The organism is Lysinibacillus sp. NPDC096212 (assembly GCF_044763105.1).
Lineage (GTDB): Bacteria > Bacillota > Bacilli > Bacillales_A > Planococcaceae > Lysinibacillus.
The window spans coordinates 88560-97318 of the sequence record NZ_JBIWFQ010000012.1 but is presented as its reverse complement, the minus strand read 5'-3'; the positions used below and the strand labels follow the sequence as shown (position 1 = coordinate 97318).

Annotated in this window: 8 protein-coding genes and 1 pseudogene; 3 read left to right on the top strand and 6 right to left on the bottom strand. The window is 37.4% G+C overall.

Annotated features, from left to right (window positions below; genetic code table 11):
* On the top strand, positions 1 to 230 hold a 230-nt coding region (locus ACIQ7T_RS13630; RefSeq protein WP_402870977.1), incomplete at its 5' end, for a hypothetical protein.
* On the opposite strand, the gene ACIQ7T_RS13625 is transcribed toward ACIQ7T_RS13630, so the two are convergent.
* From ACIQ7T_RS13625 to ACIQ7T_RS13600, 6 genes are all read right to left on the bottom strand, one after another.
* The gene (locus tag ACIQ7T_RS13625; protein WP_370083683.1) at positions 227 to 2416 is read right to left on the bottom strand and encodes a YhgE/Pip family protein; all 2190 of its coding nucleotides are present in this window, start codon (positions 2414 to 2416) and stop codon (positions 227 to 229) included. The genes ACIQ7T_RS13630 and ACIQ7T_RS13625 overlap by 4 nt on opposite strands.
* Before the next feature lie 115 nt (positions 2417 to 2531).
* Complete coding sequence (locus ACIQ7T_RS13620) at positions 2532 to 3104, bottom strand: TetR/AcrR family transcriptional regulator (RefSeq protein ID WP_370083685.1); 573 nt, start codon at positions 3102 to 3104, stop codon at positions 2532 to 2534.
* Between the two features lie 121 nt (positions 3105 to 3225).
* Positions 3226 to 3753: a FixH family protein gene (locus tag ACIQ7T_RS13615; RefSeq protein WP_402870973.1), complete on the bottom strand. Its 528-nt coding sequence runs from the start codon at positions 3751 to 3753 to the stop codon at positions 3226 to 3228.
* Positions 3754 to 3756: 3 nt separating this feature from the next.
* On the bottom strand, positions 3757 to 5145 hold the full coding sequence (locus ACIQ7T_RS13610; protein ID WP_370083689.1) for a sensor histidine kinase: 1389 nt from the start codon (positions 5143 to 5145) through the stop codon (positions 3757 to 3759).
* Positions 5142 to 5825 carry a response regulator transcription factor gene (locus tag ACIQ7T_RS13605; RefSeq protein ID WP_370083691.1) on the bottom strand — a complete coding sequence of 228 codons (684 nt, stop codon included), beginning with the start codon at positions 5823 to 5825 and terminating at the stop codon, positions 5142 to 5144. The genes ACIQ7T_RS13610 and ACIQ7T_RS13605 overlap by 4 nt, the downstream gene beginning before the upstream one ends.
* Before the next feature lie 2 nt (positions 5826 to 5827).
* Complete coding sequence (locus ACIQ7T_RS13600; protein WP_370083693.1) at positions 5828 to 6787, bottom strand: YncE family protein; 960 nt, start codon at positions 6785 to 6787, stop codon at positions 5828 to 5830.
* 193 nt (positions 6788 to 6980) lie between these two features.
* Here ACIQ7T_RS13600 and ACIQ7T_RS13595 point away from each other — a divergent pair, with 193 nt between their 5' ends.
* Together ACIQ7T_RS13595 and ACIQ7T_RS27985 are read left to right on the top strand one after the other, a co-directional pair.
* Entirely contained in the window at positions 6981 to 8066 is a 1086-nt protein-coding gene (locus ACIQ7T_RS13595) for a glycosyltransferase (RefSeq protein WP_370083697.1), read from the top strand.
* A 182-nt stretch (positions 8067 to 8248) separates the two neighbouring features.
* Positions 8249 to 8759 (top strand): annotated as a pseudogene (locus tag ACIQ7T_RS27985) (collagen-like protein); the annotation flags it as partial.

Below are 8759 nucleotides of genomic sequence, written 5' to 3'. Positions count from 1 at the left end.
CTGATCAGTTTTCAAAGATACCCGAGCAGTTTTATTCTCTACCTGATCAGTTTTCAAAGATACCCGAGCAGTTCTTCTCTCTACCTGATCAGTTTTCAAAGATACCCGAGCAGTTTTATTCTCTACCCGATCAGTTTTTGGCAGCTCTTCCTCCTCCCTATTTAAAGCAATCATTCAACCACAAAAAACACCCACCAATATTGGTGGGTGTAAAAAATTCCTATTTTTAGTTTTCTTCGGCTACTTTTGAGTAACGTTTTGTGTGTAGTAACATGAAATAACCGAAAGTGATAGCTAAGAATGCTACTAGGAATCCTGCTAGAACTCCGTAGTTTTGCATTAAGTATGATGTATCACCAGTTGAAATACTAGCTTTAAATGCTGAAACAGTATATGTCATTGGTAATAGTTTATTAAATACTTGTAATGGTGATGGGATTAACTCAAGTGGGAATGTACCCGCACTTGTTGTAAGTTGTAAAATTAATACAACAATCGCCATGAAGCGTCCTGGATCACCGAAAATAGATACTAACATTTGAATTAAAGCTAAGAAAACATAACTTGTTAATAATGCTGTTAGGAAGAAGTATCCAAAATTGTCTACTTCAAGGCCTAAGCTCCATTTTACAATAACCACTGTTAATATAGTTTGAATTAAGCCGACTATTGCTAAAACTGAGACTTTACTTGCAAACCAAGTTGCTCCATTTTTTGGACGAATCGCTGGTTCCACAAGTGGGAAAACGATAGAGATTAATAACGCACCAACGAATAAACCAAGAGAAATAAAGTATGGTGAGAAACCTGTACCATAGTTAGGTACATGGTTTACAGATTCTTTATCAACCTCAACTGGGCTACCTACCATATCATATGTGTCTTTGCTTGCATGAACTTCTTTTGCTTTTTCACTTGCTTCACCTAGTTTGCTAGATAAAGTTGATGTACCATCTACAAGTTCAGTAGTACCATCAGCAAGCGTTTTAGAACCTTCTGCTAATTCACCTGATTTAGAGGCAAGTGTTGATGTACCTTGATTTAATGTTGTTGAACCACTCGCTAGCTCATTTAAACCTGAAGCCAATGTTTTAGAACCTGTTACGGCTGTCTTAACACCAGCATTTAATTCACCTAATTTTTGAGCAAGTGTTGCATTACCAGCTTGAAGACCTTTTGCTCCTTGGACTAACGCACCACTTTTTGATGTTAACTCATTAGCACCTGCTAACACTTGTGATTGACCTGCTGCAATTTGTGATGCACCAGAACTTACTTGATTAGCACCAGCTTGTAATTTTTCTGTACCAGCAGTTAAAGAACCTAAGCCATTATGCACGCTTGCACTTCCTGCTTGTAGCTCTGCTAATGTTTGTTTTAATACTGCCGCTTGCTCTTCAGGCAATGAAGCCATCATGCCTTGTAATTGATTAGATAAAGCTGTGATGCCTTCTGCTACTTTTGCAGAACCCGCTGTTAATTGGCCTGCTGCACCATTTAATGCGCCTGCATTTTCAGCAATTGAAGCTGCACCTGCACTAATTTGTTTTTGTTTATCGCTAATTGTAGCTAAACCTGATTGAACCTTTGCTACACCCTGTGTATATTGTGATACACCTTGCTCAAGTGTTGTTGCTCCAGATGCTGCTTGCTGTGCACCTTGTTGTAACTGTCCAGCGCCGTCTTGTATTTTTACTAGACCAGTAGATAAGTCATTAGCGCCTTTTGCAGCGTCTCCAGCACCTTTAGTAATTTTATCTGCACCATTTGACAATTCAACTGTACTTGATGCTAGTTGCTCAAGATAACCTTTTAAATCCTTTGTACCATCAGCTAAAGTTTTAGCACCTTCATCTAGCTTATTCGAGCCATCTGCAGCCTCTGTAAAGCCATCTCCAAGTGTTGTAATAGAATCAAATAACTTTTCAGCATAAGTTGCTGAAACTTGTGAATTTACTTCCGCACGTACACGGTCCATTGCTGTTTCACCAATTTGTGCACCAAGGAAGTTCAATCCTTCATTCGGAATATAATTCATAACTAGTTTAGAAGGTTTGTCATCTAATAAAGTAGTTGCGTGCTCAGAGAAATTTGTTGGAATTTCTAGAATCATATAGTAATCACGGCCATGTAAGCCTTTTTCAGCTTCTTCTTTGGAAACGTCAATAAACTTAAACTCGTTACTCTCGACAAGCTTATCGACTAAATCGTTCCCTAAATCTAATTTAACTCCTTCCATTTCAGCGCCCTTATCTTCATTGACAACAGCTACTGGCAAGTTCGGAAGACCTTCATACGGATCCCAGAATGCCCATAAAAACATACCGGCATACATGACTGGGATAAATAATACAGCGATTATTGAAACAAGCATTTTTCTTGTTTTAAAGATTTTCAGCCACTCAGCTTTAATCATAAGTTTTCTTCACTCCTATAATTTTTGACCGAAAACGTCAGTCGGTCATTTTTATTCAAAAAAAAATCTAAATCCTCACTAGACTGTCATTGATTCACCTTTTAACTAAGCCAAATCAAGTTAAAATTAGCCCACGGAAGATTGTTTCCTTGAAAAGATTTAAGATCTTTTCTTCAGGAATAATGTCGCCATGTAGCTCATGCCAATCAACGACAAACGCTAGATACGCCTTTAACAATAGAAAGCTTACTAGTTCTGCATCACAATCTCTAACTTCTCCTTTATCGATACGTCTTTGAATTAATTCCGTAACGTAGGATAAAATTTCAGTTTCAATGCGAGCTAAAACTTGTTTAACTGCTGGCGTTCGTAGCTCCTTTTCTTCCTCTAATAACTTCGCAAATAAAAGATGTTTTTCACGGAACTGTAGCATTTTCATTAAAGCATTATGCGCATTGTCCATAAAGCTCGCTGATGCATCCAACACTGCATCTGCTTCTGCTTGCATTTCTCGTACAAGTGACATAGCTATCTCTTGAAATAAAATTTCTTTATTTGCAAAGAATGTGTAAATCGTCCCTTTACCGACATTGGCGATTTTAGCCACTTGCTCCATTGTTGTGGCCTTGTAACCAAACAATGTAAAGGATTTTGCAGCTGCTTCAAGAATTTCCTGCCTACGATCCATTAGTAACATCCTTTCCTGTTCTGTTTTGTACATGCCTTTGTACACGAAAATGATAATGACCAGAAAACCATTTCGGTCATCTGGTCATTATCATATTCCTATTTTAAAAATTATGCAAGCATTAATTGTGATTTTTTTCACTTTTTTCATGATCACTATGCTCAGAAGTATCATCACTGTGATTCATCATGCTATGATCCATACTGTTATTATTTGCTTTTTCATCCTCTGGTAAAACGTTCGTCATATCAGGACTACCGGCAGTAATTTGTTGCTTCGGCATACTATGAACACCACTGCCTGAAGTAGTATGAGCATACATATAATATACCCCATCGTGGTCAAATGTAGTCGTCGCTTTATAAACGCCATCTTTCTCTAATTTACCGTCCATCATTTGCCCTTGATCACGTTTACCAGATTCCCAAACCTCAAATTGTACAACTGCGTCATCAACTTTTTTGCCACCTTCTACAACCTGCGCAGCAAGATCAATTGTTTCATTGATTGCTACTTCTTTCGGTGTTAAAATTTCAACTTCTGGTATTTGAGCTATCTCAGGCTCTGGTAAAGCTGCTGACTCTTTCTTTTCTCCGCAACCTACTAATAATGCAGGTACTGCGACTAATGCTAATAACCATTTTTTCATGTTTTATTCCTCCATTAACGGCAATGTAATTTTTACAACTGTGCCTTTTTCAACTTCACTTTCAATCTCTATCTTGCCATGTAACTGCTTCAGCAATTGTTCTACAATCGACAAGCCTAATCCACTGCCACCATCTGCTCGGCTCCGCGCTTTGTTAACACGATAAAAGCGCTCCGTTACATGCAATAAATCCTCTTGAGGAATACCCATTCCATAATCCTTAATGATAATTTTTGCACTAGCATTATTCTCTAAGGCAGTAATTTCAACCTTTGACTGTTCATACGAGTAATTAATGGCATTTTCAATAATATTAATAAAAATTTGTTTCAACTTTACTTCATCCGCTTTGATGATTAATGCATCATCAGCATCTAAATGGAGTGCAATGCTCTTCTTCTCTGCCTGATGAGTTAATATTTTTTGAACCTCACGTAATGTTTCGGCAAGAGGGATTGGATATAAAGTAATTTCTGCTTGTTCATTTTCCATACGAGCAAGTTGAAGCAATTCATTCGTTAAACGTTCCATACGATTTGCCTCACGTACAATGAGCTGGATCGTTTCCTCTTTTTGATGTTCTGGAATAATACCATTCTGCATTGCTTCGCTATAGCCTTTTACATAGCTAATGGGTGTCCGTAATTCATGTGAAACTGTCGCCAAAAACGTTTTTTGAGCCTCGTCCTCTTGTTGGATCGCCTCTGCCATTTGATTAAAGGTGCTCGATAGCCTTCCGATTTCATCTTTCGAATGAACTGGCACACGCGTCCCATAGTTTCCGTATGACATTTGCTCAACAGCTCTTTGTAAATTACTTAATGGTCGCATAATATGGCGAATTCCCTTATAAATTAAATAGCTGATAACAAGTAAAAATATAAAGGCACTGACAAATAAGAAAATGACTTCATTATTCGCTAACTCACTAATTTTTGCTAGAGGGAAGTATATATAAATAATTCCTTCAAGCCTATTTTGATCCACTAGCGGAAGTACTACCGAAATTAGCTGTCTATCAAATCGGGGTTCATATCCTATTTTTTGTACATATTCACCCGCAAGTAATTGCTGTCGCTCTTCTGGACCAATTAATGTTTCGAAATCAATATCAAACGGCACACAGGCACTTAGTTCTCGCGGATTTCTTACTGCAAAAATATTCAAATTCGAATAATTAGCATACTGTTCAATATCTGCAATAAATTCATCCGTTACCTTACTACCGGTATACATCGTTTGTAGCTTTGTCCCTACTTCTACCATCATCTCTTCCGTGTCTTCTACATAAAGTCTTTCATATAGATAATCAGTCAGGACATACATAAAGACAACGGTAATGATCAAAAATGCAAAGATTAATAGCCAAATGCGTGTTGAAATCTTTTTCATTCGCCAGGATCAAAGCGATAGCCCACTCCCCAGACGGTTTGAATATGCCCCGCCGCTTCCTTTCCAAGCTTTATACGTAAGGTTTTTATATGAGTGTCCACAGTTCTTGTTCCCCCTACATAATCAATATCCCAAATACGTTCTAGTAATTGCTCCCTAGTATAAGCATTTCCAGGGTTATTCATAAATAAATGTAATAGTTCAAATTCCTTTAAAGTAAGCGGGACACTCTTTCCATCTACAGATACTTTTCGTGCAATCTCATCTATTTTAATAGGTCCAAGTATCACATATTTTTGCTGCAAGTCTTCAATATTAGTGCCACTTCTTCTTAGCACAGCATGGATCCGAGCAACTAGTTCATCATTTGTAAAGGGTTTTACAATATAATCATCTCCGCCAATTGTTAAGCCTTTAACCTTATCCTCATTTGCATCACGTGCTGTCAGGAAAATAATTGGTATATTCGACATCGCACGTATACTTTGACAAACCGCAAAGCCATCTTCGTGTGGCATCATCACATCAAGTAGAACTAAATCGATTTTTTCGCGCACGATCATATCGTAGGCTTCTGTACCACTCGCTGCTGTTACGGTCTCAATTTTTGCATTATGGAGCATCATTTCTATTAAATTACGCATATCTTGCTCATCATCAACAATTAATACAGTTGTCACATTTATTCCTCCCTCACTAACAATTGAAATGCACCTTTCCCCACATCAACTGTTTTTTTCACCTGACCTTCTTTTATGAAATACAAAGTATGGTCATCATAACCAGCGACAACAATATAATCTTTAAACTGATTTACGACAAACGGATTAGCTCCTACCTCTTGCTGCCATTTCACATTTCCATCAAAGTCGGCAACATATAATTCATTACGGCCATGACTAACAACGAGAACAGCATCCTTTGTTTTGGTTAATCCAACAGGCATTAAAGGCATTGCTATCTCCCCATGTTTGATGCCTGTTATAAGATCATATTTTTTAACAGAGCTATTCGGTTTACTTCCTTCTCCATGGCCACCAATCCATAGTTCATTTTTCTCTTCAAGAATTGCTATTCCATGTGATGATTTTTGAATCGGCCACTCTTGTTCAATTTCTAGATTCTCAATATTTAACACCGATAATTTCGTATCTTTATAATTAATCACATATAGCTTATCTTTATAGGCTGCCATTGACATAGGATAATTACCAATCTTCTGTGTTGCTAGTTCGTTGCCCTCTTCATCAAAGCTTGTCACTGTATTCGTTTTGCTATTCGTAATAAAAAACTGTTTTCTATTTTCAGCATAATACGCATTCGTTGAACCAAGCTGTACTTTTTTAGAATAGAGCTTCTTTCCGGTTGATAATGTATAGACGTCAATTTCATTTAATTGATGACCATACAATAACACACGATCATTTCCGAGGAGTACTGCCCCTGAGTAAGCTTTATCTAATAACCATGTTGCTATCACATCACCTTGTTCATCTATAAAATCTAGAGAAGGCTCTTGTATATTTAAGGATGCAATAAAATTCTGATCGCGTTCAATAGGCTCAAACGATTTCTCCGTACACCCTACTAGCAATACAAGCTGTACTAAAGAAAAAATGAAGAATGCCCATTTTTTCAACATCATCACCTCTGTTTCTTAACTATACTTCACAATTGTGAAATTCACGTGAAACTTGAGAGGTAAATTTATGACAAAGAAAACAAGCAAATTTCACAGTTATTATTATGTAATGCTACATTTACGAGCATTTATCCAATCCAAAATTATAGTAGCACATATACTACATAGATTATGGTTAGGAGGAATCAACGTTATGGTGTCCATTAGCTTATGTATGATTGTGAAAAATGAAGAAGATGTCATCGGTAGATGTCTAGCATCTGTAAAAGACTTAGTCGATGAGATTAATATCATCGATACTGGCTCTACCGACAATACGAAGCAAATTGTTAATGAGTTTACAGATCGTATTTTTGATTTTGAGTGGATTCATCATTTTGCAGCTGCAAGAAATTTTTCATTCCAACAAGCAACAAAGGAGTACATTTTATGGCTAGATGCAGACGACGTATTATTAGAAGAGGATCAGGAAAAATTGAAAGCACTAAAAGAATCCTTGACCCTTGATATAGATGCTATTTCTATGAATTATAATTTAAGCTTTGATAACGAAGGAAATGTAAGTTCTCTATTAAAAAGATATCGCTTAGTAAGAAGAAATAAACAATTCCAATGGATAGGTGCTGTACACGAATATTTAGAAGTCGGTGGAAATCTATTGGATAGTAATATCGCTGTCAGTCATTTACCACTTAATCACGATCATTCGCGGAATATTAACATCTATAAGCAGTTAGTTGACTCAGGAGAACAGCTCTCTCCACGAGATACATTTTATTACGCAAATGAATTACTGGATCACGGACAATTTGAGGATGCAATATTTTACTATGAGACATTTTTAACTTCTAAATTAGGCTGGGTAGAAGATAATGTTCGAGCCTGTTTCAAATTAGCAGATTGTTATTCTCATTTAAATGATCCAGAAAATAATCTGAGCTCCATTCTAAGAAGCTTTGAATACGATATTCCACGTCCAGAAGCGTGTTGTAGACTTGGTTTTCATTTAATGGAACAAGCCAGAAATTATGAAGCAATATTTTGGTATGAGCAAGCGCTTGTCATCAAGCAAAATCCTAACGCTCCTTTTCAAAACAAAACCTTTACGACATGGTTACCCCACTTACAACTTTGTGTCCTCTTTGATCGGTTACAACAATATGAAACTGCCAACGCGCATAATGAATTAGCCAGATCCTTTTTACCAAATGATGAAAAAATACTGCACAATAAAACATATTTTGATCGTATTTTAAAAAAGGGTAATGAAGAATCTTAATCTCTTCTATAGTAATGGATTAGTACATTGAAGTAATTTCTTAATTCTAGTATTAGGTTTTAACTATACATTGATTAAAAATACTTTTTCCGCTATCGATATTTTTAGAAAAGCCAAGGAGTTAACTGTCTATTTCATCTTCTCTCTCTATGAATACGCTATTTGAGAGAGGAGGTGAAACAATGCAATTTGGAAATTTTAAAGAAAGAGTTTGCAGTAAATGTAATACATTCCCATGTTGTTGTAATCCTTGCGCCGCTCAAAGCTGTCCTATTTTCCCTGTTAAACCTACTGGAAAAACTGGTCCTACTGGCGCTACCGGGGCTACTGGTGTTACCGGGGCGACTGGTGTTACTGGCTCTACTGGTGTGACTGGTTCTACCGGAGCTATGGGAGCGACTGGGGCTACTGGTTCTACTGGCGTTACCGGTGACACTGGAGCTACTGGCTCTACCGGAGTTACTGGTTCTACTGGAGCTACTGGTTCTACCGGCTCTACCGGAGTTACTGGTTCTACTGGCTCTACTGGCATTACTGGTGACACTGGAGCTACTGGTTCTACTGGCGTGACTGGTTCTACTGGAGCTACTGGTGTTACTGGTGTTACTGGTGTTACTGGTGTTACTGGTGTTACTGGTGTTACTGGTGTTACTGGTGTTACTGGTGTTACTGGTGTTACTGGTGTTACTGGTG